19 protein-coding genes are annotated in these 22,829 nt (G+C 39.6%); 7 read left to right on the top strand and 12 right to left on the bottom strand.

Annotation, left to right across the window (positions count from 1 at the left end; translation table 11 throughout):
• Nucleotides 1-6: 6 nt before the first annotated feature.
• The 5 genes from MTP24_RS01850 to MTP24_RS01830 are packed head-to-tail and all read right to left on the bottom strand — an operon-like array spanning nt 7 to nt 4,857.
• The gene (locus MTP24_RS01850) at nt 7-2,100 is read right to left on the bottom strand and encodes a type IV pilus secretin PilQ family protein (protein ID WP_039036262.1); all 2,094 of its coding nucleotides are present in this window, start codon (nt 2,098-2,100) and stop codon (nt 7-9) included.
• Nucleotides 2,087-2,626 (bottom strand): pilus assembly protein PilP, encoded by a 540-nt coding sequence (locus tag MTP24_RS01845; RefSeq protein ID WP_006793101.1) that lies wholly within the window; start codon nt 2,624-2,626, stop codon nt 2,087-2,089. The genes MTP24_RS01850 and MTP24_RS01845 overlap by 14 nt, the downstream gene beginning before the upstream one ends.
• The gene (locus MTP24_RS01840; protein ID WP_006793100.1) at nt 2,623-3,228 is read right to left on the bottom strand and encodes a type 4a pilus biogenesis protein PilO; all 606 of its coding nucleotides are present in this window, start codon (nt 3,226-3,228) and stop codon (nt 2,623-2,625) included. The genes MTP24_RS01845 and MTP24_RS01840 overlap by 4 nt, the downstream gene beginning before the upstream one ends.
• Nucleotides 3,218-3,790: a PilN domain-containing protein gene (locus MTP24_RS01835; protein ID WP_243532510.1), complete on the bottom strand. Its 573-nt coding sequence runs from the start codon at nt 3,788-3,790 to the stop codon at nt 3,218-3,220. Before MTP24_RS01835 ends, MTP24_RS01840 begins: the two co-directional genes overlap by 11 nt.
• Entirely contained in the window at nt 3,778-4,857 is a 1,080-nt protein-coding gene (locus MTP24_RS01830) for a pilus assembly protein PilM (protein ID WP_006793098.1), read from the bottom strand. Before MTP24_RS01830 ends, MTP24_RS01835 begins: the two co-directional genes overlap by 13 nt.
• A 131-nt stretch (nt 4,858-4,988) precedes the next feature.
• Here MTP24_RS01830 and MTP24_RS01825 point away from each other — a divergent pair, with 131 nt between their 5' ends.
• Entirely contained in the window at nt 4,989-7,490 is a 2,502-nt protein-coding gene (locus tag MTP24_RS01825) for a penicillin-binding protein 1A (protein WP_243532508.1), read from the top strand.
• Between the two features lie 148 nt (nt 7,491-7,638).
• Here MTP24_RS01825 and metL read toward each other — a convergent pair whose 3' ends face one another.
• Both metL and metB read right to left on the bottom strand, forming a co-directional pair.
• Nucleotides 7,639-9,984 carry a bifunctional aspartate kinase/homoserine dehydrogenase II gene (gene metL / locus MTP24_RS01820; protein ID WP_243532506.1) on the bottom strand — a complete coding sequence of 782 codons (2,346 nt, stop codon included), beginning with the start codon at nt 9,982-9,984 and terminating at the stop codon, nt 7,639-7,641.
• Between the two features lie 5 nt (nt 9,985-9,989).
• Nucleotides 9,990-11,219: a cystathionine gamma-synthase gene (metB, locus tag MTP24_RS01815; protein WP_010557973.1), complete on the bottom strand. Its 1,230-nt coding sequence runs from the start codon at nt 11,217-11,219 to the stop codon at nt 9,990-9,992.
• Nucleotides 11,220-11,418: 199 nt separating this feature from the next.
• Here metB and metJ point away from each other — a divergent pair, with 199 nt between their 5' ends.
• Nucleotides 11,419-11,739, top strand: coding sequence for a met regulon transcriptional regulator MetJ (metJ, locus tag MTP24_RS01810; RefSeq protein ID WP_006793094.1), 321 nt, complete (start codon nt 11,419-11,421; stop codon nt 11,737-11,739).
• Nucleotides 11,740-11,808: 69 nt separating this feature from the next.
• Here the strand turns inward: metJ and MTP24_RS01805 are convergent, their stop codons facing one another.
• The gene (locus tag MTP24_RS01805; RefSeq protein ID WP_010557974.1) at nt 11,809-13,050 is read right to left on the bottom strand and encodes a malic enzyme-like NAD(P)-binding protein; all 1,242 of its coding nucleotides are present in this window, start codon (nt 13,048-13,050) and stop codon (nt 11,809-11,811) included.
• Between the two features lie 620 nt (nt 13,051-13,670).
• Nucleotides 13,671-13,886, bottom strand: a complete 216-nt coding sequence (gene rpmE / locus MTP24_RS01800; RefSeq protein ID WP_006793092.1) for a 50S ribosomal protein L31 — start codon at nt 13,884-13,886, stop codon at nt 13,671-13,673.
• A gap of 231 nt (nt 13,887-14,117) precedes the next feature.
• On the opposite strand from rpmE, the gene priA reads away from it, so the two are divergent.
• From priA to MTP24_RS01775, 5 genes are all read left to right on the top strand, one after another.
• Nucleotides 14,118-16,304, top strand: coding sequence for a primosomal protein N' (priA, locus tag MTP24_RS01795; protein WP_243532504.1), 2,187 nt, complete (start codon nt 14,118-14,120; stop codon nt 16,302-16,304).
• Nucleotides 16,305-16,324: 20 nt separating this feature from the next.
• Nucleotides 16,325-16,852, top strand: coding sequence for an SPOR domain-containing protein (locus MTP24_RS01790; RefSeq protein WP_006793090.1), 528 nt, complete (start codon nt 16,325-16,327; stop codon nt 16,850-16,852).
• A 79-nt stretch (nt 16,853-16,931) separates the two neighbouring features.
• On the top strand, nt 16,932-17,450 hold the full coding sequence (gene hslV / locus MTP24_RS01785; RefSeq protein ID WP_006793089.1) for an ATP-dependent protease subunit HslV: 519 nt from the start codon (nt 16,932-16,934) through the stop codon (nt 17,448-17,450).
• A gap of 11 nt (nt 17,451-17,461) precedes the next feature.
• On the top strand, nt 17,462-18,790 hold the full coding sequence (gene hslU / locus MTP24_RS01780; protein ID WP_006793088.1) for an HslU--HslV peptidase ATPase subunit: 1,329 nt from the start codon (nt 17,462-17,464) through the stop codon (nt 18,788-18,790).
• 65 nt (nt 18,791-18,855) lie between these two features.
• A complete protein-coding gene (locus MTP24_RS01775) occupies nt 18,856-19,230 on the top strand; it encodes a gamma-butyrobetaine hydroxylase-like domain-containing protein (protein WP_058428244.1) in 375 nt (124 codons plus the stop codon).
• Nucleotides 19,231-19,253: 23 nt separating this feature from the next.
• Here MTP24_RS01775 and MTP24_RS01770 read toward each other — a convergent pair whose 3' ends face one another.
• The 3 genes from MTP24_RS01770 to MTP24_RS01760 form a co-directional block, all read right to left on the bottom strand.
• Complete coding sequence (locus tag MTP24_RS01770; protein ID WP_243532502.1) at nt 19,254-21,134, bottom strand: methyl-accepting chemotaxis protein; 1,881 nt, start codon at nt 21,132-21,134, stop codon at nt 19,254-19,256.
• A 108-nt stretch (nt 21,135-21,242) separates the two neighbouring features.
• On the bottom strand, nt 21,243-22,274 hold the full coding sequence (locus MTP24_RS01765) for an MJ1255/VC2487 family glycosyltransferase (RefSeq protein ID WP_006793085.1): 1,032 nt from the start codon (nt 22,272-22,274) through the stop codon (nt 21,243-21,245).
• Nucleotides 22,271-22,810 (bottom strand): phosphatase PAP2 family protein, encoded by a 540-nt coding sequence (locus MTP24_RS01760; RefSeq protein ID WP_243532500.1) that lies wholly within the window; start codon nt 22,808-22,810, stop codon nt 22,271-22,273. The genes MTP24_RS01765 and MTP24_RS01760 overlap by 4 nt, the downstream gene beginning before the upstream one ends.
• Between the last annotated feature and the right edge of the window lie 19 nt (nt 22,811-22,829).

Genomic DNA, 22,829 nt, shown 5'->3' with positions numbered 1-22,829 from the left:
CTTATTTTAATCTATTTGTATTTTTGGTGTCACGAAAATAAGCAATTCACGCTTTTCATTAAATTCACTAGTGCTTTTAAACAACCTACCAACATAAGGAATATCACCTAACACCGGCACTTTATTTGTAGTGTTGATTATCTGCTGTTGGAAAATGCCACCCAGTACGATAGTTTGCCCGTTTTCTACTAATACTTGTGTTTGAATTTCTTGAGTATCTATCGAAACGGCCTCACCGGTCCCTGTTTGTACAGTATCGCCACGTGTATCTTGCGTGATAATTAAGTCTAAAATTACTTTATTATCAGGCGTTATATGTGGTGTCACCTCTAAACTAAGTACTGCTTTTTTAAAGCTTACCGTTGTTGCACCACTAGAAGCTGATTCTGTATAGGGTATTTCAGTACCTTGTTCAATGCGCGCTTTTTGCTGATTGGCAGCAATAATACGCGGGCTTGCAATAATCTCGCCTTTATTCTCTTCTTCAAGCGCACTTAACTCTAAATCGATTAATGTCCCGTTGGCGAGTTTTGCTATGTGGAGGCCTATACTTGCCGCTGGGTTTGTAATAGGTAGATTTACATTTAATCTATCTGTTAAGTCAGGGATTACGCCATTTGAAATGGTTTCAGCGCCTTCTAAAGAACCAGATATGCCATCACTACCTTGCTGATCGCTAAATCCCCAACGAACACCTAGGTCCTCAGTTACGTTATCACGCACTGTTACCATACGAGATTCAATAACAACCTGTTGAACCGGTATGTCCAGGGTTTCAATCATACGTCTAATATTTTCTATGCTCTTAACAGTGTCTTTAACGAGTAAAGTGTTAGTACGCTGATCAACCGACACACTTCCGCGTGGGGTAATGATGCTATTAATATCGGTTTTAAGTAAGTCAGCAAAGTCTTCAGCTTTGGCGTAATTTAATCGCATATATTCGCTGTAAAGCGGCTCTAAATCTTCAACTTGCTGCTTTGCTTTTAGATCTTTTGCTTCACGGGCTGCAAGTTCTTCTGCTGGCGCTACCATTAAGATAGAGCCATCCATACGCTTGTCCAACCCTTTTATACGTAATACGACATCAAGTGCTTGATCCCACGGCACGCCATCTAAGCGCAAGGTAATGTTACCGGTAACGGAATCACTTGTTACTAAGTTAAAGTCGTTATAGCCTGCGATAATTTGTAACGCTGCACGGACTGAAATATCTTGAAAGTTTAAGGTCATTGGTCGACCTTGATACTCTTTACCACCATCTAGGTAAGCATTTTGAGTTTCATCTTTTTCAACTGTGAGGGTAAGAATATTGTCTATTTGCTGATACGTGAATGTAAACTCGGCATTAGGTTCTATAACAACGCGGCTTCGCCCTTCCTCTTTAAACGTTTCGATAGTACTAACAATGGTACCAAAGTCTAAAACATCTAACTCATAAAGTAGATCGTCCAGAATATCTGTATGGTGAAAATCTGCGTAAATTTTGCCGCCACTTTCGTGAACCTCTATAGCAGCTTGAGTGTCTTGTAAAAATACAAGTACCTTTGCCTCACCTTTCTCACCACGTCTAAAATCAATAGATTGGATGCGGTTAATGTAGTTTCCACTCACATCACCTGTCAGAACGGCTTCATCTTCAGTTACTGAACCGGTTAATGGATTATCCGATACACGTATTGAAACTAAGTTGTTATTAACTTCTGTTTCATACATTTTTAATCTGTCTAGATTAACTGTTACCTTTAAACCTTGCTCAGATAACACATTGGTGACACTACTAATACCTGCTTGATTAACTTCAACGTCATTTAATCCTAACTCTAACTCTGCGGTATCAAAAAACATTTCAATACGCGCTGGGCTGTTAAATACTTGAATTTGCGGTTCTAAAGTTATCTCTTCGTCGAAAACAAGCTGTAGTTCGGTTTCACCTTTAAGTAATGGGTTATAACGTACATCGTAAAGCAATGGTCCTGCCAAAGCATTGTTAGCACAAACCAAAGCGGCTGTTGCAAATAAAGCTCTCGCAATGCGATTAAACCAAAGAACATCCTTATGCATGTTATTTTTACCTTTTTTATTATTAATTTGCGCCATCAGTTGCCGCCTCTAACATTTCCAGTTTAGTCAGGCGCTCTTTCCAACAACCAGACCCATCAGGGATTAATTCAACTAATTCTATAAAATCGTTACTCACAGCTTTTACCTTGCCATCGTAACTACCCAAATAATTACCAATCGTTACACGATGTAATGTTTCATCTGCGGCAGTTATAAGCGCCCAAACTTGACCACTTGAACCAATTGTACCTTTCATTGCTAAATTATCTAACGGGTATTTTTCTAATGGCTCTCTGCGTCTGTCTGGATCTGGGTGTAAACAGTTTTTTATTTGCGTCAGTTTGTTCTGAATTATTTCAGGTTGAGGTGCCACAAATGGACTTCGTAAATTTCCAGCACTATATTCAAAAATCTCAAATTGAGTAAGCTCAGGAATCGACTCAACTTTAGGCGTTGTGCTTGCTTTTACCTGGTCAATAAACTCTTTTTGTTCCGAGGTATCGTCGTTACACCCCACTAACGCAACAACAGCCAATAGCGGCATTAAATGAAGGAGCCTCATTTTTTAACTCCTTCTTCATAACGGTAAGTTTTTGCTACAACACTAAATGTTAGTTGTTTTTCGCCAGAAGACGTAATAGAAAAGTCATGCAAACTAACTATTCGTGGTAACTGAGCAACTTTGCCAACAAATTCACCAAATTCATGATAAGTACCTACTACTTCTATTTTGATAGGTAGCTCTGTATAAAACTCTTTTTCTACTTCAGGTAACCAACCAATTTTTAAAAATGTTAAACCGCTCGTTGTGCCAACATAAGACAAATCGTCAAGTAAACCAGGTATTTCGTTTGATGTCGGTAACCGCTTAAGTAATTGAGAAAACTTGTCTTCCATTTCTATCATTTGTTGGCGATAAATATCTAGCTTACTCGCTACAGCGTATTTTGTTCTGTAGGTACTTCTTAAGTCGACCTCTTTTGATACCGCATTATGGTAGCTATCAATCTCATCAGAAACTAACAAGCTATAGCTAAAAAATAATATGAGCCCAGCAACAAATGCACAGCAAATTACCTTTACAGCAGCTGGCCAATCACCAATATTGTCTAACTCAATTTCATTCCAATCTATTTCGCCAAGCGCTTTAAAATCAAGGTTCATTACGTACCTCACCAATCTCATCAAATGGTTTTACGTAAAACTCCATACTAAAGTCACTTAGTAAACGCGAAGACTGATCACCTGCTACAATATCCTGCATGGTCAAACGCTCTAACAAATATGAACTTTGTACCTGGCGGATCATAGTAGATAAACGGTTATTTGATTCACTTCGGCCAAGTACATAAATCTGGTTCCCTCTGCGCTCCAGCTTTGTTAAGTAAATACCTTGAGGTACTATTTTTGTTACTTCATCCATAATTTGTGTGCCAAGGTTACGGCTACTTTGCAGCTCTTCGATTAATCGCATTCGCTGCTGTAGGTTTTCTTTTCGTTTGTCTAATTCTCTAATATCACTGATCTTTCGATCAAGCATGCTTATTTCAGAACTTAAGTAATTATTTTTTAAGTTTTGTCCGTCTTTTAATGCACTGTAAAACATACTTAATAAGTACATACTTAAAAAACAAGCTACAACAATTCCAACTAGTATGGTTACAAATTTCTTTTTAGATTCTTCGCGCTGCAGTTCTCGCCAAGGCAATAGATTTATATGTGGCATGATGAAAAGCTCCTTAATGCCAAACCTGTTGCAATTGCAAACTGTGTTCGGTGACGCTGCATAACATTACGATCTACTTTTGGCGAAATTTCCATATTTGCAAACGGTTCTGCAACAACACTGTGTATTCCTAATTCTTCAATTAATAAGCGATCAAGCCCTTTGATCATAGATGTTCCACCGGTAAGCACAATGTAGTCTATTTGTTCTTTGCCACTCGTTGTTAAAAACATTTGCACCGCTCTACGTACTTGCTGAAGCAACGCTGTTTGAAATGGTGCTAATACCTCAAAGGTATAATTCGGTGGTAAGTCGCCTGATGTTTTACCTATTTCAGCTTCGTCAAACCCTTTGTTGTAGTAGTTAACAATACTATTTGTGTATTGATCACCACCAAAAACCTGGTCACGTGTATAAATAGTTTCACCAGCTTGCACAACACTTACAAGCATGAGTACGGCACCAATATCTACAACAGCAACACACTTATTGAAGGCATCGCTGGGTAGTTGTTGATAATAAACGTCCATCGCACGGCTTAAAGCGTAGCTTTCTACATCAACAATCTTAGTATCGAGATTAGCCTCTTCTAATGCGCCAACACGTGCTTCAACACTTTCTGTTCGGGCAGCTGAAAGTAATACATTCATTTTACTCGGGTCAGCTTCGTTAGTAGAGAGCTTTTCGAAGTCTAAGCTAACTTCATCAAGGGGGTAAGGTATTAAACTATCTGCTTCAATTTCAATTTGAGATTCAAGTTCTGCATCGCTCAACGACACATCCATAAAAATTACTTTTGTAATAACCGTTTGCCCTGACACCGCCACTGCTGCATTTTTAAGTGACTTAGGTAATTTTCTTTTTAATTTTGTTATTACATTACCAATCGCTTCAATATCTTGAATCGTTCGTTCACTCATGGCGCCTTTAGGCATGGGCTCAATTGCTAGGGCCTCTAATCGAAATCCACTTTCAATTTCTCTCAGAAGCACCGCTTTAATCGAGTGCGATCCGATATCAATTCCTACCATCATTGGCGACGGCTTTTGAAATAGTTGACTTAGCATGTTTGCAACTTGGCCTTTGTTTTAATAATAAACAAGTTATAATTTTTTTCTGAAAAAATATTATTCATTTTTTAATCAATATATACTATCAGTCCAAACTCGCAATTGGGAGTCCATTTAGGGAAATATAAGTGATTTTATTAAAACGAACTTTACAATTTTTTATCATTTGTACGTTAATCGGTCTGATAACTTTGGTCAGTCTTTATTACTACGTTAAACCTGATATCCCCAGTGTGCAAGTTTTAAAAGACGTGCAATTACAAACTCCTATGCAAGTATTCACTAAAGATGGCCTTTTGATCAATCAATTTGGTGAAAAACGTCGAATTCCGGTCACTATTGATGAAATCCCACAGCCTCTAATTGATGCATTTTTAGCAACTGAAGATAATCGCTTTTATGACCATATAGGTATAGACCCTATTGGCATAGTTCGCTCTGCTATTGTTCTTATTTCTACAGGCGAGAAAAAACAAGGTGCTAGTACTATTACCATGCAACTTGCACGTAATTTTTTCTTAACCCGAGAAAAAGCTTATATCCGTAAAATAAAAGAGATATTCATCGCTCTACACATAGAAAATGTACTTACTAAAGATGAAATTTTAGAACTTTACCTAAACAAAATCGAGCTAGGTAACCGCGCCTTTGGTATTGGAGCTGCCGCTCAAGTTTATTACGGTAAAGAGTTAAAAGACTTAACGCTTGCTCAAATGGCGATGATTGCTGGCTTGCCAAAAGCGCCTTCGGCGTTAAACCCAATTCGCAACCCTACCCGTGCAAAAGCACGCCGTAATGTTGTACTTGGTCGTTTATTAACTGAAAATTACATAACACAAGACGTGTATGATGATGCAACAAGCCAACCTATTACCGCTTACTTTCATGGTGCTGAAATAGATTTATACGCACCGTACATTTCTGAAATGGTGCGTGCAGAAATGGTTTCACGTTACGGAATAGACAAGGCATATAATTCAGGCTTTAAGATATTTACCTCTGTTGAGTCTAAAGTACAAAAAGCGGCGCAAACCGCGCTAGTTAATAATCTTCATAGCTACGATATGCGTCATGGCTTTAGAGGCCCAACCGCTATTTTATGGGATCCTGAAAAACAATCAGCGCTAAGTGAAGAGAAAATACTAGCTAAACTCAATGAAGCCAAAGAGATAGGAACGTTAAAAGCAGCTGCTGTTATTAACGTGGATGAAAAAAATGCCACGGTATTGCTTAAAAATGCAGAGCAAATAAACCTGAATTGGGACAACTTAAAATGGGCACGCAAATACATAACTCGTTATCGCCAAGGTTTTGCTCCAACTACGGCAACTGAAATATTAACGCCAGGAATGCAAATCTGGGTGCGTAAGAACAGCAATAACGAGTATGAACTAAGCCAACTACCTGAAGCATCAAGCGCAATTGTTTCACTTGACCCACAAGATGGCCGCATTAAAGCTATTGTTGGCGGCTATAGCTTTGAACAGAGCCAATACAACCGAGCTATTCAAGCAAAGCGCCAAGTGGGGTCAAACATAAAACCATTTATTTATTCTGCTGCGCTTGAAAACGGCTATACGCTCGCCTCAATTTTAAACGATGCGCCAATTAATCAGTGGGATAAAAGCCAAGGTGTGGCATGGCGACCTAAGAATAGTCCGGCTGTTTACAATGGCCCGATTAGAATTCGTCGCGCGTTAGCACAATCTAAAAACGTCATATCAGTTCGTTTGCTCCGAGGTGTTGGTTTGCAACGAACAGCAGATCACTTACTAAAATTTGGCTTTAAAAACTCAGACATCAACCGCAGTGAATCATTAGCACTGGGCAGTGCTTCAATTACTCCAATTGAACTAGCGCGCGGTATGAGTGCATTTGCAAATGGTGGGCATTTGATTGAGCCGTACTTTATCTCAGAAATCCAAGATGCTTACGGTAATAGTTTGTTTAAAGCTAATCCTTCAGTAGTGTGTGACGACACTTCAGCTCAGCCATTAACCCCAGACAATGCCACTGGATTATTCCCACAACAAAATACTGATACACCACAATTAAAATGTGCCCCTCAGGTCATATCAAAACAAAATGCATTTTTAATTGCTCAAGCAATGCATAGCGCTGTTTGGGGAGGCGGAAACTGGTCACATAAAACGGGTTGGTCAGGAACAGGTTGGCGCGCTCAAGCATTAGGCCGTCGTGATCTATCAGGAAAAACAGGCACAACTAATGACTCTGTAGATACTTGGTTTAGTGGCTTTAATCGAAATGTGATGACCTCGGTATGGGTTGGTTTTGATAACCCTGGCAACCCGCTAGGCAGAACTTCATACAATAATAATCTTGATAGCGGGCAAATATCAGGGGCTGAATCTGGCGCTAAAACAGCACAGCCAGCTTGGGTTGAGTTTATGAAAGTTGCGCTTGAAGGTAAACCTGAAGCCCCCATAGAGCCGCCAGAAGGTTTAGTGTCTATTCGGATTGATTTAGAAACCGGTTTATTAAGTCATAAAAATGATTACACCAGTCGCTTTGAGTATTTTGACAAAGGCACCGCCCCCACAAAATACGTAATGTCTCAACCAACAGATATATTTGAAGAAGACACTAAAACAGAAGAAGAACTGTTTTAAATAAAGAACGGCAGCCATTGGCTGCCGTTTTTAGTTAATACCAAATTTAACTGTTCTAAATAAGAATTTTTTAACGCATGTAGCGACACGTTTAGCCCCGCAAAATGATTAGGTATTATTGCGGATTGATACAAGGCCCTTGTAACCTTTATTTTATATTTTGTACCAACCAATATAAGTCAGAATGAATACCCGCAGCGGTTACTTCCTTACCCGCACCAGGCCCTTGAATCACAAGAGCGTTAGCGCTATACCACTTACTATTAATGACAAAAATATTATCGCCAGGTGTTAAATTAGCTAACGCATCACCAATAGGAGTATAAGTAATACCTACTTGGGCGGTTACTTTATTTTCCGTAATTTCAAGTAAACCCGTGTAACGAAGTACGGAACTTTGTGCTTTGGCATTTGCAGCATGAGCGTCAATAAAGTCATTGAGGGTGGATTCATTAGCTAAAAAGTCGTCCCAACTTCCTATAGCAAGCGTTTCGGGCATGAGTGCTGATAAGCTTATATCATCAAGGTCGAGCTCTAAACCAAGCTCTCTGGCAAGTATAAGCAGTTTACGCTGCATATCACGTCCTGATAAATCTTCACGCGGATCGGGCTCTGTGAACCCCATCTTTTGTGCTTCAAGCACCAGATCAGAAAATGGTATTGTTCCGTCAAACTTACTGCATAACCACGATAACGTGCCTGAAAAAACACCTTCAATACGAGTAATTTTGTCACCACTGTTTTGCAAATCTGCCAATGCAAAGTTAACAGGTAAGCCTGCACCTACGCTTGTGTTGTAGCGCCAATGCAAATTTCGCTCACTAATACTCGTACGCAAAGCTTTATACCATGCTGTATCAGCAGTTCCAGCGTATTTGTTAGCACTGATCAAGTGGCAATCTAATGCAACAAACTCCGGGTATAACTGGCTAAATGCCTCGCTTGCGGTAATATCAACAACCACTTTATGCTCATAATCAAGCTCACTAATTATGTTTAGTAATGTTTGGTTATTATAAGCTTTGCTTTGTGAGAGAAAATGCGTTTTCCAATCAGCAATGTTTATACCACTGGGATTAAAAAGTAACGTTTCAGAGCGTATTAACCCAACCAATTTAATTGTAAAGTCATCAGAGAAACGCTCGAATTGAGCTGACAGCTGCTCTATAAATACCTCTCCCACATTTCCAAGGCCCGCGATTATTAAAGCAACTTCTTGGCCTTTATTAATAAGCTTATCGTGTAAAACACTCAGTATGTCGCTATCTATAACCTGATCCGTTAATAGTAAAATGTATCCACTGTCTTGGTGAATAAAGCGCGGCTCGATGGCATGAGCATTTAACGTATCAATAGCCAACACATTCAGTTTTGAAATATCATTAACAGGCGCAACAACCGCACAGCCATTTAAGCTCGATTCGCTAATGTTTGCTCTACCCTCAAAAAAACTAACAACTTTATATGTTGAAGCAGCGGGTACAACTAAATAAGTTTCACCATTTTGACTAAAGTGATGAATGCTGTGTTGAATAAGCTGGCTAACATCTGCGACTTCGCCTTCGGCCAGCTTTTCAACTGTTAATAAATCGATGTTGTTTAACGTGGTAATAAAACGCTTTTGTTTTACATTTCCTTCTTTAACTATATCTGTAGGCGTTGCTTGCACATCAAAACTACTACGAACAGATAGTTTTATATCGCTGTTTCTTAAAGGAGAAAGCGTTTTAGCGTGTAAAACAGGATTACCTAATCGCGCTAATAGGTTAGCTTGACCTCTACACACTTTATTGTATTTAACCGCTTTACTAACTTTGCGAGGGTCTGTGCTGTATACACCTTGTGTATCGGTCCAAATACACACCTGCTTAGCATGGCAGTAATTAGCGAGTAAGGTTGCACTATAGTCACTCCCATTGCGACCAAGTGTAACCGTGTCACCCAACGTATTTGATGCAATAAAGCCTGTGACAACATTAATGTAGTCTGGGGTTATAAACTTCGCACATTGCTGCGCATTTTGGGTATGTAACAATTGCCCATTATTTAATGTAAAAAGTGTTCGAGCATCAAGGTCACAAGCATTAATATTTAATTGCGTAAGGTAAAGCGCCAATAAGCGTGCAGACCATACCTCACCATGAGCAAGCAAGGGAGCCTCTTCCAAGCCTTGGTTTTTTATCAATTCACTAATCGCTGTTAGTTCACTATGCAAACGCGTTAAAGCAGTTCGCTTAAGATCTGCATGGAGTAACTGTGTGATTAAATCAGTTTGATGATTATTTAATTGCAGCAATATATCAGCAACGACATGCGTATCTTGTTGCTGATAGCTTTGCCATAACTTCACCAAAGTATCGGTTGTTTTTCCCGCCGCAGATACAACAACACAATCGCCCGGCTGAGTATGATCTAAAATAATACTCGCAACCCGCTCATACCGTTGAGCCGAACTAAGGCTTGAACCACCAAATTTATGTACTGTTTGTGTCATATTGTTCACCAAAGCGCTGGATGAGCGGCACTTAATTTAATGTCACCGCCAGCTCCTTTGTTTAAATTTGCTTTACTGCCTGGCTTTACAAGCTGAAACACGCGCTCTAAATCAGCTAATAAGTCGTTTATATCTTCTATACCTACTGAAACTCGAATAAGTGTATCGCCCACTCCCGCCTCAAGACGTGCTTTAGGCTCCATGCCAGCATGGGTCATAGTTGCAGGATGGCATATTAAGCTCTCTACTCCGCCCAAAGACTCTGCCAAGCTAAAGTCACGTAAGCTGGTTAAAAACGCCGCAGCATCGTTTATGTCGCCTTTAATATCAAAACTCACCATGCCACCAAAGCCTAGTTGCTGCGCTTTGACTAATTCATGCTGAGGGTGTGATTCAAGACCAGGGTAATAAACTTGGCGAACAAATTCCGATTTTTCTAAATATTTAGCAATCGCTAATGCGTTTTCTTGATGCTGCTTTAAACGCACATTTAGTGTTCGCAACCCGCGCAATGTTAAATAACTATCAAATGGCGCACCTGTAATACCTATATTGTTTGCCCACCATGCCAGTTCATCGCCCAGCTCTTGTGAAGCAGCAATCACCGCACCGCCCACTACATCTGAATGACCATTGATGTACTTGGTGGTGGAATGTACAACTATATCAACACCAAATTTAATAGGGTTTTGTAATGCTGGTGATAAAAATGTGTTGTCGGCAGCGACTAAAGCACCGCACTGCTTAGCAACATCGGTTATTGCTTTAATATCAGTTAAGCGTAGTAATGGGTTACTTGGTGTTTCTATCCAAATTAGCTTAGGCTTAATTGCTAAAATTTTATCTAAACTTTGTGCTTGTGTTAAATCTAAAACTTCTAGCTTGAGCAAACCGCGCTTTTGCAGTGAAGTAAATAAACGATAGCTTCCGCCGTAACAATCATGTGGGATCACTAACGTATCGTCATGATTCAGGATTTGCGTAGCCAAATGAACGGCAGACATACCCGTGGCAGTAATAATACCGCGTGCGCCACCTTCAAGCTCAGCCAAGGTTTCGGCTAAAATATCACGATTGGGGTTACCACTTCGCCCGTAATCGTATTGACGCTTTGTATCAAAGTCGGCAAACGAATAGGTGGTTGATAAGTAAATAGGTGCGACAACTGCGCCATGATGTTTGTCTGCTTCAACACCACTTCTTACTGCAATGGTTGCTTTATTTTTTTCGCTCATATTCGTCACCTATTTAATTTGGATGTTTAGACGTCTAAAAGAGTAATTTATCTTATTAAAGATGTCAAAACATTTAAAGCTCCAGATGGCTAAAAAACTAGTATTTGACTATCTTTTTTAAATCGATAGAATTTCACGCATATTCATATGCATTGTAGTGCATATGAGCAATTATTAATCTGAGGCGACGATACATCTTATGGCTAAATGGAATGGTGAGTATATTCACCCATACGCAGAACACGGGAAAAAATCAGAACAAGTAAAAAAAATTACCGTTTCAATCCCACTAAATGTATTAAAGGTATTAACGGACGAACGCACGCGTCGTCAAATTAATAACTTACGTCATGCAACAAATAGTGAATTACTTTGTGAAGCATTTTTACATGCATTTACCGGTCAACCTTTGCCTAACGACGACGACTTACGCAAAGACAACGCCGAAAAAGTGCCTGAAGAAGTGAAAAAAATAATGCAAGAAATGGGGCTAGAAGTGCCTGTTTTAAACGAAGACTAAACGTAATTTAGACACAAAAAAACCTCAATTAATTGAGGTTTTTTTTGTGTCTAAATTACAGCTTAGTCGTTATTCCATATAGTTTTCTGGTAAATCAATTTGTGCAACACCTGACTCTACAGCAGCTATTGCAACCGCTTTTGCAATACGCGGTAATAAACGAGGATCCATTGGTTTTGGAATAATATACTTATTACCAAACTCCAGCTTATCAACACCCGCAGCTGTCAGTACTTCAGCAGGTACAGGCTCTTTGGCAATACTTCTAATCGCTTCTACAGCTGCAATTTTCATTTCATCATTTATTGCACTGGCGCGTACATCAAGAGCACCGCGGAATATAAACGGAAAACACAGTACATTATTAACTTGGTTAGGGTAATCTGATCGACCCGTTGCCATAATTAGATCGTTTCGAGCAGAATGAGCCAGTGCAGGATCAATTTCTGGATCTGGGTTTGAACAAGCAAACACAACTGGTTTTTCTGCCATTAATTTTAAATCATCGGCAGCTAATAAATTAGGCCCCGATACACCAACAAATACATCTGCATCTTCAATAACATCTTGCAACGTGCGCTTGTCTGTATTGTTAGCAAAAAGTTTTTTGTATTCATTTAAGTCATCACGACGAGTATGAATAACACCTTTACGGTCAAGCATATAAATGTGCTCGCGCAAAGCACCACACTTAATTAACAGCTCCATACAAGCAACCGCAGCAGCACCGGCACCCAAACACACAATAGTCGCATTTTCGATAGACTTGCCTTGCACCTCAAGCGCGTTCAACATACCCGCAGCAGTTACAATGGCTGTACCGTGCTGATCATCATGAAATATCGGGATACTGCAGCGCTCAATCAATGCTTTTTCTATTTCAAAACACTCTGGCGCCTTAATATCTTCAAGGTTAATTCCGCCAAACGTGTCGGCAATATTAGCAACTGTATTAATAAAGTCTTCAGTAGTGCGGTGTTTCACTTCGATATCAATAGAATCAAGGCCAGCAAATCGCTTAAACAGTAACGCCTTACCTTCCATTACAGGTTTTGAAGCAAGTGGGCCTAAATTACCTAAGCCTAAAATTGCAGTACCATTAGTGATAACCGCAACCATATTCCCTTTACCTGTGTATTTATAAGCGTTTGCAGGGTCTGCAGCGATTTCACGTACGGGTTCTGCAACTCCTGGGCTATATGCTAATGCGAGATCTTTTACCGTTTCAGCAGGCTTTGTTAGTTCAATGCTAATTTTTCCTGGAACGGGATGCGAATGATAGTGTAGTGCTTGTTCACGAAAGTCTGACATAACGCGATTGTATCCTGCAATTAAAGTAAAAGTGAGAGGTGAAGTTTAGGCTACGATACCCTTATTATTTTTAAATTCCAAGCAATATCAGGTCTATCCTGTTATATGCTAGTTCGATTAATTTTAAGAGGTTTTTCAATAACTTTTGTAAATTATATCGACACTTTATAAATAAAAATTCATCCAATAACGGATTCTAAAGGCACATTTGTTCTTTCATTATTTTTTATAAAACATCTTAATAAAGTACTATAAAAATAAGCAAAAATAGGCTTATTCACATACTTTAAAAACATATAACTTCACGTTAGCTACATTTAACTACTTAGTTAAAAAATGAACTAATTAAAAATATAGAGAATAATTTGCGGTTTGTCTGTAAAGGTTTATGCATATTCAGAATAAGAACAGGAAATAGTTATGCATAGCAGGGGAATATGAAAATCGAGCAATAAGCTAAATAATTTGTTATTTAGCTGTCCTATATTAAAAAATATTGACGCCGTTCGTGTAAAACTTAATTTTTTAAATCGAAACGTTATTACTATTAAATTGGTATAACTAAATTAAAAGCATAAAAAAAGCACCCTAAGGTGCTTAATTTAACGAGACAGCAAAATTTACTTCTTGCTACCAAGTGCACCGAAACGCTTGTTGAAACGATCAACACGTCCGCCAGTGTCTAAAACTTTTTGCTTACCAGTGTAAAAAGGGTGACACGCTGAACATACGTCAAGGTGAATGTCTTTACATAGAGTAGAGCTTGTTTCGAATTTATTGCCGCATGAACAAGTTGCAGAAATTACTTCGTACTTAGGGTGAATACCTTCTTTCATAGAAACCTCTAGTTAAGGCCGCATCGCTCTCCAAACCCGAAGTCTGGCACCATACGTCGTTAAAACAAATTTGTTGGTCGCGGATTTTATCCAACTACCATCAAACACACAAGCTATTATTAACTGTTTTGCTAAAAAAGTAGGCAGACACTTAAGCAAGCAATATTTGCTAGTAGGTTTTTAACGTTATTTTTAGTACATTACATCATTAATTTTATGAGTTGAGTTGCTATGTGTTTTGCTGAAGTCGCTATAAAAGTCCCCTTACCGCGCACCTTTGATTATAAAGTAGATAAGCAACTCGATGGCATGAAATCACCACTAAAACCAGGTATGCGTGTGTTGGTGCCTTTTGGTAACCAAAAAAAAGTCGCCGTTGTTTTAGCTATTAAAAGCAAGACCGACGTCCCCGAAAACAAAATAAAATCCATCATCGAAATCATTGATGACGCGCCTATTTTATCATCTGAGCACATTGCACTTTTGAGTTTTACATCTCGCTATTACTGCTACCCACTCGGCGAAACAATTCACATAGCGCTACCAAGTGCGCTGCGCCAAGGTGAGTCACCGGATAAAACCAGTATCAATATGGTTATGCTGACAGAAAAAGGATCAACACTTCCGTCACTCAAAGCAAAAACTCAACTTAACTTATTAAAGCAACTTGCACAGTCAGGTAAATCATCATTAACCGAGCTCAAAGCACTCGGCTTTAGTAAAAAAACTATCGATAGCCTTATTGCAAAAGCGCTTGTTACACAAACCATAGAACATGATAATCAGTGGCAAAGTACTGCACCAACAGTAGGTAGTAAGCCTACACTGAATAAAGAGCAAGCCGTAGCTTGCACTGCAATTAATCAAAGTAAAGGCTTTAACACGTTTTTATTAGAAGGGGTTACCGGTAGTGGTAAAACCGAAGTCTATCTTCAATGTCTTGAAGAAGTATTAAAGCGAGGTGAGCAAGCGTTAGTTCTTGTCCCCGAAATAGGCCTTACCCCTCAAACGGTAAACCGTTTTCGTCGTCGCTTTCCAGATACACCCATCATGTTATGGCATTCTGCACTTACCGATAACGAACGCCTACAAACATGGCGCTTTTGCGAAAAAGGGAGTTGCGCTATTGTAATAGGTACGCGCTCAAGTATTTTTTTACCCTTTTTAAAGCTCGGTATGATTGTAGTTGACGAGGAACATGACTCATCATTTAAACAACAAGATACCCTTCGTTACCATGCTCGAGATTTAGCAGCTTATCGTGCATTCCAGCATAAAATTCCACTTATACTCGGCAGTGCTACTCCAGCGCTCGAAACCTTGCATAAAGCCATTAATAACAAGTACCAACTATTAAGCCTGACTGAGCGCGCTCAAACCTCAACCGATAACCAATTTAAATTACTCGACATGAAAGGCCAGCCCGATCAGGCGGGTATTGCTCACGCAAGCCTTGCTACTATGCGCCAACATTTGAATCGTGGTAAACAGGTTATGGTGTTTTTAAATCGTCGTGGTTTTTCACCTACACTTATTTGCCATGAATGTGGTTGGTTAAGTGAATGTAACCGTTGCAGTACTAGTGCCACGTTCCATAAAGCGATTGGTCAAATGATTTGCCACCATTGTGGCGACCAACATCAAGTACCTCATCAATGCCCTGATTGCGGGAGCACGCAAATATTCCCTAATGGTAAAGGGACTGAACAAATAGAAGAGTTTTTAACAAACGAGTTTCCTGATACGCCGGTAACCCGTATTGATCGCGATTCAACTCGCCGAAAAGGCAGTTTAGAAAAAGCCCTCGACGAAATTAATTTAGGTGGAGCGCGCATATTAGTTGGTACGCAAATGCTTGCAAAAGGTCATCACTTTGCTGATGTAAGCCTTGTCATAATTTTAGACGTAGACAGCGGCCTATATTCCTGCGACTTCAGAGCAACGGAACATTTAGCGCAGTTAGTGACTCAAGTAGCAGGACGTGCTGGTCGCTCAGGAGAGCCTGGCCAGGTGTTATTACAAACACATTTTCCCGAACATCCACTTTTACAAGATTTGGTCAATAATGGTTACCAAGATTTTGCACGCTTTGCGTTAAGCGAGCGTGATGACGCCGACTTACCTCCCATCACAAATATGGCTATAGTCCGCGCACAAGGGCTCAGTATTAAACTAGTCGTCGACTTTTTGACAGATTTGGTTCCAGTTAACGGGGTATCTGGTATACAATTGCTCGGTCCGATCCCTGCCCCATTAGAAAGAATTGCGGGTATGTATCGGTTTCAATTGCACATTCAAGCGCAAGATCGCCGCATATTACATCAGTATCTTGCGCAAATGGTTGATTATTTAAGCACCAGTAAACTTGCACAAAAAGTTCGCTGGAGTTTAGATGTAGACCCTATAGATATGATTTAGGTTAAGGCCAAAATAACGCTATGGCACAGCACGATTACATTAATAAAAAACCAAAAAATAGAAAAAACACCAAAAAAGAACCTGCTAAAAAGCCATTCCCTTATCTTTTGGTAATTGTTGCAGCTTTGCTTGTGGGCGGTTTTGCCTATGGATTATGGTTTATTAAAAATAATGCCGACCCCGAGCTTGTTGAAAAACAAACTAACCCAGCCGAAAAAGAAAAAATAGAAGTGGTCGTTCCTCGTGCGCCTGAATTTATAAAAGAAATCAGAAACCATGAAGTGCAAGTAGAAGTAAAAGAAATTGAACAAAAAGGTCCTTATGTTATGCAATGCGGCTCGTTCAGGACACATGAACAGGCTGAATCGTTAAAAGCTAAAATAGCCTTTGCTGGTCTTATATCTGAAATAAGAGAAACCAAAGGCGAAACGGGTATTTGGTATAAAGTACGTTTAGGGCCTTATAAAACGAAACGCCAAGCAGAAAGTGATAAAAATAAACTCAAGCGTGTCAAAGTCGTCGGCTGCGGAATTTGGGGCTGGACTTGAAAATAAACCATTCACCCATATAACCTCATCATAATCGTTTTTAACGAGTTGCCCCTGCAACTCGATGATGAGGAATAACATGACCACTATTGTAAGTGTACGCCGCGACAACAAAGTTGTAATTGGTGGCGACGGCCAAGTTTCATTGGGTAATACCGTAATGAAGGGTAACGCCCGTAAAGTTCGACGCCTTTATAATGGCAAAGTAATCGCAGGTTTTGCCGGCGGTACTGCTGATGCCTTCACCCTGTTCGAACGTTTTGAAAGCAAACTAGAAATGCATCAAGGTAATCTCACTAAAGCTGCTGTTGAAATGGCGAAAGATTGGCGTAGTGACCGTGCACTCAGAAAGTTAGAAGCCCTGTTAGCTGTAGCCGATGAAACTGCCTCTTTAATTATCACCGGTAACGGCGACGTCGTTCAGCCAGAAAATGACTTAATTGCCATTGGTAGTGGTGGTAACTTTGCCCAATCGGCCGCAACCGCGTTATTAGAAAACACCGATTTAAGCGCTCGTGAAATAGTAGAAAAAAGCCTAACTATTGCAGGTGATATCTGCGTATTTACTAACAACTTCCAAACTATTGAAGAATTATAATAGGAACCGCTATGTCTGCTATGACCCCAAGAGAAATTGTTCACGAGTTAGATCAACATATTATTGGCCAAGCTAACGCAAAAAAAGCAGTTGCTATTGCACTTCGTAATCGCTGGCGCCGTATGCAATTAAACGATGATTTACGTGCAGAAGTAACGCCAAAAAATATTTTAATGATTGGTCCTACAGGTGTTGGTAAAACAGAAATTGCGCGCCGCTTAGCCAAACTTGCTAATGCCCCTTTTATTAAAGTAGAAGCAACCAAGTTCACCGAAGTGGGTTATGTTGGTAAGGAAGTTGAAACCATCATTCGCGACTTAGTTGAAGTGTCTATTAAAATGACACGTGAGCAACAAACTAAAAAGTTTAAACACCGCGCAGAAGAAGCGGCCGAAGATCGTATTTTAGATGCACTATTACCACCTGTTAAAGATCAATACGGTGAAACTCAGCGTGATGAAAACTCATCAACACGCCAAACATTCCGTAAAAAGCTTCGCGAAGGTCAACTAGACGATAAAGAAATTGAAATCGATTTAGCACAAGTACAACCAAACGTAGAAATTATGGCGCCTCCTGGTATGGAAGAAATGACCAACCAGCTACAGGGCATGTTTCAAAACATGGGTGGCGATAAGCGCACTAAGCGCAAGCTCAAAATTAAGGAAGCCTTTAAGTTACTAACCGAAGAAGAAGCGGGCAAATTAGTAAACCCAGAAGAGCTAAAAGAGCAGGCTATATTTGCTGTAGAGCAAAATGGTATTGTGTTTATCGATGAAATAGACAAAATTTGTAAGCGCGGAGATTCATCGGGTCCAGATGTTAGTCGAGAAGGTGTACAGCGCGATTTACTTCCGCTTATTGAAGGTTCAACAGTAAATACTAAGCACGGTATGGTTAAAACTGACCACATGCTATTTATTGCCTCTGGTGCATTCCAAATGGCTAAACCATCAGACATGATCCCTGAACTACAAGGTCGCTTACCTATTCGCGTTGAGCTTGAAGCGCTTACTGCAAACGACTTCAAACGTATACTTACAGAGCCTCATGCTTCACTCACAGAGCAACAGCGCGAGCTACTTAAAACAGAGCAAGTTGATGTTCAGTACAGTGATGACGCTATTGAGCGTATTGCAAAAGCGGCATGGCAAGTTAACGAGAAAACCGAAAATATTGGTGCTCGTCGTCTTCATACCGTGATGGAAAAGCTAATGGAAGAGATTTCATACGATGCGTCTGAGCAAGCTGGGTCGTCAGTAGTTATTGATGCGGCTTATGTTGAAAAACATTTAGGTGCACTAGTTGAAGATGAAGATTTAAGCCGCTTTATTCTTTAATTGGTACTATAAGTAGTTATACTAAAAGCCTCCATATTGGGGGCTTTTTTAATGGGATACAAAACATGAAACACGTAACAAAAGTGCATTATCATAGCGTGAGCAAAAATTTAGATGTTTACTTTGACGATGATAGTAAAGCCGTATTTAGTTGTGAATTTTTACGTGTTCACTCTCCATCAGCAGAAGTACAAGGCCATGGCTCTGGCCCTATGAAGCTGGTTTTAAACAAGCAATCAGTCGGGATAAAAAAAATAGTCCCGGTTGGGCATTACGCACTGCGCCTAGATTTTGACGATGGCCATAATAGCGGATTATTTAGCTGGAACTATTTTGCTAAGCTGCAAGAACAGCAGACTAAGCTGTGGAATGAATATTTAGAACGTGTAAGCGAAAACACAAAAAATAAAGACAGTGTGCCAATAAAGTTTATTCCTTAAACCTTATTGGCTCTTTAATAAATTTAGACTTTAAATTTATCTATCGCAGCATATAGTACGCGACCTTGCTCAGATACCTCTTCACTGGTTTGCGCGTTACGCGATGCATGCTCTGATGCATCTTGTGCAATATCTCTAATACGTACCACGTTTTTATTAACCTCTGATGCAACTTGGCTTTGCTCATCAATAGCAACGGCAATTTGTGTACTCATTTCCATAATGGTTTGTACATCTTCAGTAATAGCACCCAACAACTCACCCGCTTTAATTGCCTGAGATGCACTTTCATCACCTTGTGAGCGACATTGGTGCATAATGCTTACAACTTCCTGAGTACGTTGCTGTAGGGTATTAATAATCCCTTCGATTTCACTTGTAGACTCTTGCGTACGCTGGGCTAATGAGCGCACTTCATCAGCAACCACCGCAAAACCGCGACCTTGCTCGCCGGCACGAGCAGCCTCAATTGCAGCATTAAGCGCAAGTAAGTTAGTTTGTTCTGCAATACCACGAATAACATCAAGCACCGAGCCAATCGTTTCACCGTCTTTTTCTAGTTGAGACACCACATCAGATGCACTGCCTAAAGATCCAGACAATTCTCTGATATGGTTAACGGTTGATTCAACTTCGCTACGGCCTTGTTGAGCACTCAAGTTTGTAGACTCCGCTTTTTTAGCAGCCGCTTCAGTGTTGTGCGAAATATCCTGAATAGTCGCTTGCATTTCTGTCGCTGCGGTAGCAACCATGTCAGCTTCGTGTAATTGCTCTTGCATACCTGAGCTTGTGGCTGCTGTGCTCTCAGATAAATGATCTGTTGCTACATTGAGTGTGTTTAATGCGCCATTTACTTCGTAAATCAGGTTTTTAAAGTCACCTATTAAACTATTAAAGTCAGTCGTCATGATAGTGATTTCATCTTTACCTGTTTGCTCTATCATTACGCTTAAGTCGTTATTGCGCCTAATGTCATTTATGCTGTGATAAACGCGTTCAATAGGCACAATAATAGAATGGCTAGTAAAATAAACCAATACTAAAACAATAACGCCTGCAATAACGAAAATAGTAATTGCCAAAAACTGTGCCTCACTTACGCTGTTTTTAACATGAGTTACTGTCTCCTCAACAATTTGGCTAACAACAGTGTCACTTTTTGACACGCTTTCTCGCATTTTACCAAGAGCTCCTGACTCTAAGTTTACCCCTAATTCAACTTGGGCCTTTACCAGCGCCTGAAAAGAACTTTGATAAGTAGCAATTAAGCTATTGAGCTGTGATTTGGTGTTTGAGTCTATTGTTGAACGAGAAAGGCTTTGTTCAAGCTTAGTAATTGTGTCATCAAAACGGGGGAGATACTTGGTATCTAAACGCAGCATAAAATCTTTTTCAGCACGTCTTAATTGCAACATAAGCACGAGCAACTCATCGCTTTGCTGCTCGTTAAGCAAGGTTTCTACTTTATGCACAGCACTTCTTAGGTCACCATAAAGAGCGTCTTTTGGATTTAAGCCTATTTTTCTTTGAAGAGAGACTACGTTATTAAAATCGCTATTATATTTAGCAACTAAGCTTTTTAATTGCGCTGCTTTTTGAGTATCAATATTTAAACTAGACATTAAAGCCTGTAATTCAGCTAACTTTGTATCCAGGACTGCATACTCTTTTTCGAACGACTCTAAAGAGCTCTCTGTTTTGTAAAACAAAAAGTTTTTTTCATGCTTTCTTAACTCTAATTGCTGAATATTCAGCTCTTTCGCTAGCTGTATAGTCTGATTTAATTTAAGATTTTCCTTTCCCTCAAAAATAGTTACACATAATAGAATAACCATTGCTAAACCAACTACCAAAGCATTAAGTTGCAATCGCCTCTTAATCGTTAAATTTTCTAAAAAACTCATTTCAAACACCTTTGGTTAATATGCAACCTTATTATAGACTAATGTCCTAATCTGCTTTTATTTTTTTTAGCTTTTTGCAAACTGGTCATACCTGAAAAATGTATGGCATTACAAATTAACACTTCCCCATAAACCTCTGTGTAGTAATTGAGTTTTATGCCACTGTTTTTGTAATAACCAATCTACAAGTGGTTCAGGGTCGCTAGGGTAATTAATTTGCCTGTTTTGAGGTGCATTATTCCAGTCATCTAATGCTTGTGGATTTAAGTAATTCATTACATGAGCCATTCCCATAGTGAGTAATGTTTGTGCATTTTCACTTTGTTCAAACTGGCCATCTAACGGCTTTAGTAATAACTTTTTACCCAACTTTAATGCCTCACTGGCAAGTTCAAACCCGGCATTACCAATCACGCCGCTTGTATTGGCTAAATCATTTAAAAAGTCAGATCTTGAAGGCGAACGTAAATGTATATTACCCAGCGATCTATTTTGCGCATCGGGGTGATAACAATAAAACTCTTTTTCGGGAAAGTCCTTTAGGTAGTCAATAATGCTAGCAAGGTTTTCAAAGGGTAAGTACACCAACACTTTGTTAATAATCGCAACAGGATTACTATGTTCATGATGTGCAATAAAGGGTGGAATAATGTTTTCAGCAAATGGCTGCCAATGAACCCCCAAATACGTATCAGCAGGTGCATAATATTTTATTAACGACTTACGTAAAATACCTCGGCTAAACATAGGAACACTGTTAGATAAAAAAGCCGCCTGGTGACTGATACCAACCACAGGAACACCCGCTCGTTTAGCTGCCCATGCAGTAATTGGCTCGAAGTCATTAAGCACAAAGTCATACTGCTTTACATCGAACGATTTAATGTCTTTCACTAACTTACAAATACGCGCATTTTTAACGGTTTGAAGGCTTTTTACTTGCCCGTTTTTAGTATTAAACGACAGCCCTCTAAAGCTTTTATAGTTCGCAAAGTCGTGCATATCAAAGTAATCTTTATTTGCACGTCCTGAAAAAACATAATCAACGTCAATATTTAGTTTTTTAAAGCAGCTAGCCATAACACGGGCCCGTGTTATATGGCCATTCCCAGTGCCTTGAATACCGTATAATATTTTCATGCTGGCACCACTAGTGCCAATGCAAATAACCCACATGAACTACCTATCAGTGCACCAATAATAATATCAGCAGGATAATGGACCCCCAATACCACTCTCGATATTGCCACACCACCAGCCCAGCCTAAAAATAGCCATACATACTGAGGGAAAAAGTGGCACAAAATAATAGCAACTAAAAAAGCGGCAGCGCTGTGACCTGACGGTAAGCTAAATTTGTCACTCGGTACTATATAAGCATTGGTTACTAAACAATCGCATGGCCTTATTCGTGCAAAATACTTTTTAGCTAAAAAGTAAATAGGCCGCTCAATAATAAAGCCAAGCATTATTGTGATTGGTAATAGCTGGTACAGCTCATTTTTACTAAGCCACCACACACCTGCACATATAACTAGATACAATCCGCCGTCACCACTTTTAGATAATCCAAACGCCATTTTTTTTAGCCACTTAGGTGAGTTACAGTTAAACAAAGTTAAAAATAATCGCTCGTCAAACTGAGCTACTTTTTTAAGTATATTATTATTACCCATTGCTTATTCCTCATCGCAT

Source organism: Pseudoalteromonas sp. APM04 (assembly GCF_022809815.1).
GTDB classification, from domain to species: Bacteria; Pseudomonadota; Gammaproteobacteria; order Enterobacterales; family Alteromonadaceae; genus Pseudoalteromonas; species Pseudoalteromonas marina.
The sequence above is the reverse complement of the archived record's forward strand: the minus strand, read 5'-3'. Positions and strand labels throughout refer to the sequence as shown.

What these genes read in the sequence shown, in the direction of transcription:
- priA (WP_243532504.1), top strand. Translation starts at nt 14,118, where the DNA reads ATGTGTTTTGCTGAAGTCGCTATAAAAGTCCCCTTACCGCGCACCTTT.
- MTP24_RS01790 (WP_006793090.1), top strand. Translation starts at nt 16,325, where the DNA reads ATGGCACAGCACGATTACATTAATAAAAAACCAAAAAATAGAAAAAAC.
- hslV (WP_006793089.1), top strand. Translation starts at nt 16,932, where the DNA reads ATGACCACTATTGTAAGTGTACGCCGCGACAACAAAGTTGTAATTGGT.
- MTP24_RS01835 (WP_243532510.1), bottom strand. Translation starts at nt 3,790, where the DNA reads ATGCCACATATAAATCTATTGCCTTGGCGAGAACTGCAGCGCGAAGAA.
- metL (WP_243532506.1), bottom strand. Translation starts at nt 9,984, where the DNA reads ATGACACAAACAGTACATAAATTTGGTGGTTCAAGCCTTAGTTCGGCT.
- MTP24_RS01850 (WP_039036262.1), bottom strand. Translation starts at nt 2,100, where the DNA reads ATGGCGCAAATTAATAATAAAAAAGGTAAAAATAACATGCATAAGGAT.
- MTP24_RS01840 (WP_006793100.1), bottom strand. Translation starts at nt 3,228, where the DNA reads ATGAACCTTGATTTTAAAGCGCTTGGCGAAATAGATTGGAATGAAATT.
- MTP24_RS01845 (WP_006793101.1), bottom strand. Translation starts at nt 2,626, where the DNA reads ATGAGGCTCCTTCATTTAATGCCGCTATTGGCTGTTGTTGCGTTAGTG.
- rpmE (WP_006793092.1), bottom strand. Translation starts at nt 13,886, where the DNA reads ATGAAAGAAGGTATTCACCCTAAGTACGAAGTAATTTCTGCAACTTGT.
- metB (WP_010557973.1), bottom strand. Translation starts at nt 11,219, where the DNA reads ATGAGCGAAAAAAATAAAGCAACCATTGCAGTAAGAAGTGGTGTTGAA.
- MTP24_RS01770 (WP_243532502.1), bottom strand. Translation starts at nt 21,134, where the DNA reads ATGAGTTTTTTAGAAAATTTAACGATTAAGAGGCGATTGCAACTTAAT.
- MTP24_RS01765 (WP_006793085.1), bottom strand. Translation starts at nt 22,274, where the DNA reads ATGAAAATATTATACGGTATTCAAGGCACTGGGAATGGCCATATAACA.
- hslU (WP_006793088.1), top strand. Translation starts at nt 17,462, where the DNA reads ATGTCTGCTATGACCCCAAGAGAAATTGTTCACGAGTTAGATCAACAT.
- MTP24_RS01760 (WP_243532500.1), bottom strand. Translation starts at nt 22,810, where the DNA reads ATGGGTAATAATAATATACTTAAAAAAGTAGCTCAGTTTGACGAGCGA.
- MTP24_RS01775 (WP_058428244.1), top strand. Translation starts at nt 18,856, where the DNA reads ATGAAACACGTAACAAAAGTGCATTATCATAGCGTGAGCAAAAATTTA.
- MTP24_RS01830 (WP_006793098.1), bottom strand. Translation starts at nt 4,857, where the DNA reads ATGCTAAGTCAACTATTTCAAAAGCCGTCGCCAATGATGGTAGGAATT.
- MTP24_RS01805 (WP_010557974.1), bottom strand. Translation starts at nt 13,050, where the DNA reads ATGTCAGACTTTCGTGAACAAGCACTACACTATCATTCGCATCCCGTT.
- metJ (WP_006793094.1), top strand. Translation starts at nt 11,419, where the DNA reads ATGGCTAAATGGAATGGTGAGTATATTCACCCATACGCAGAACACGGG.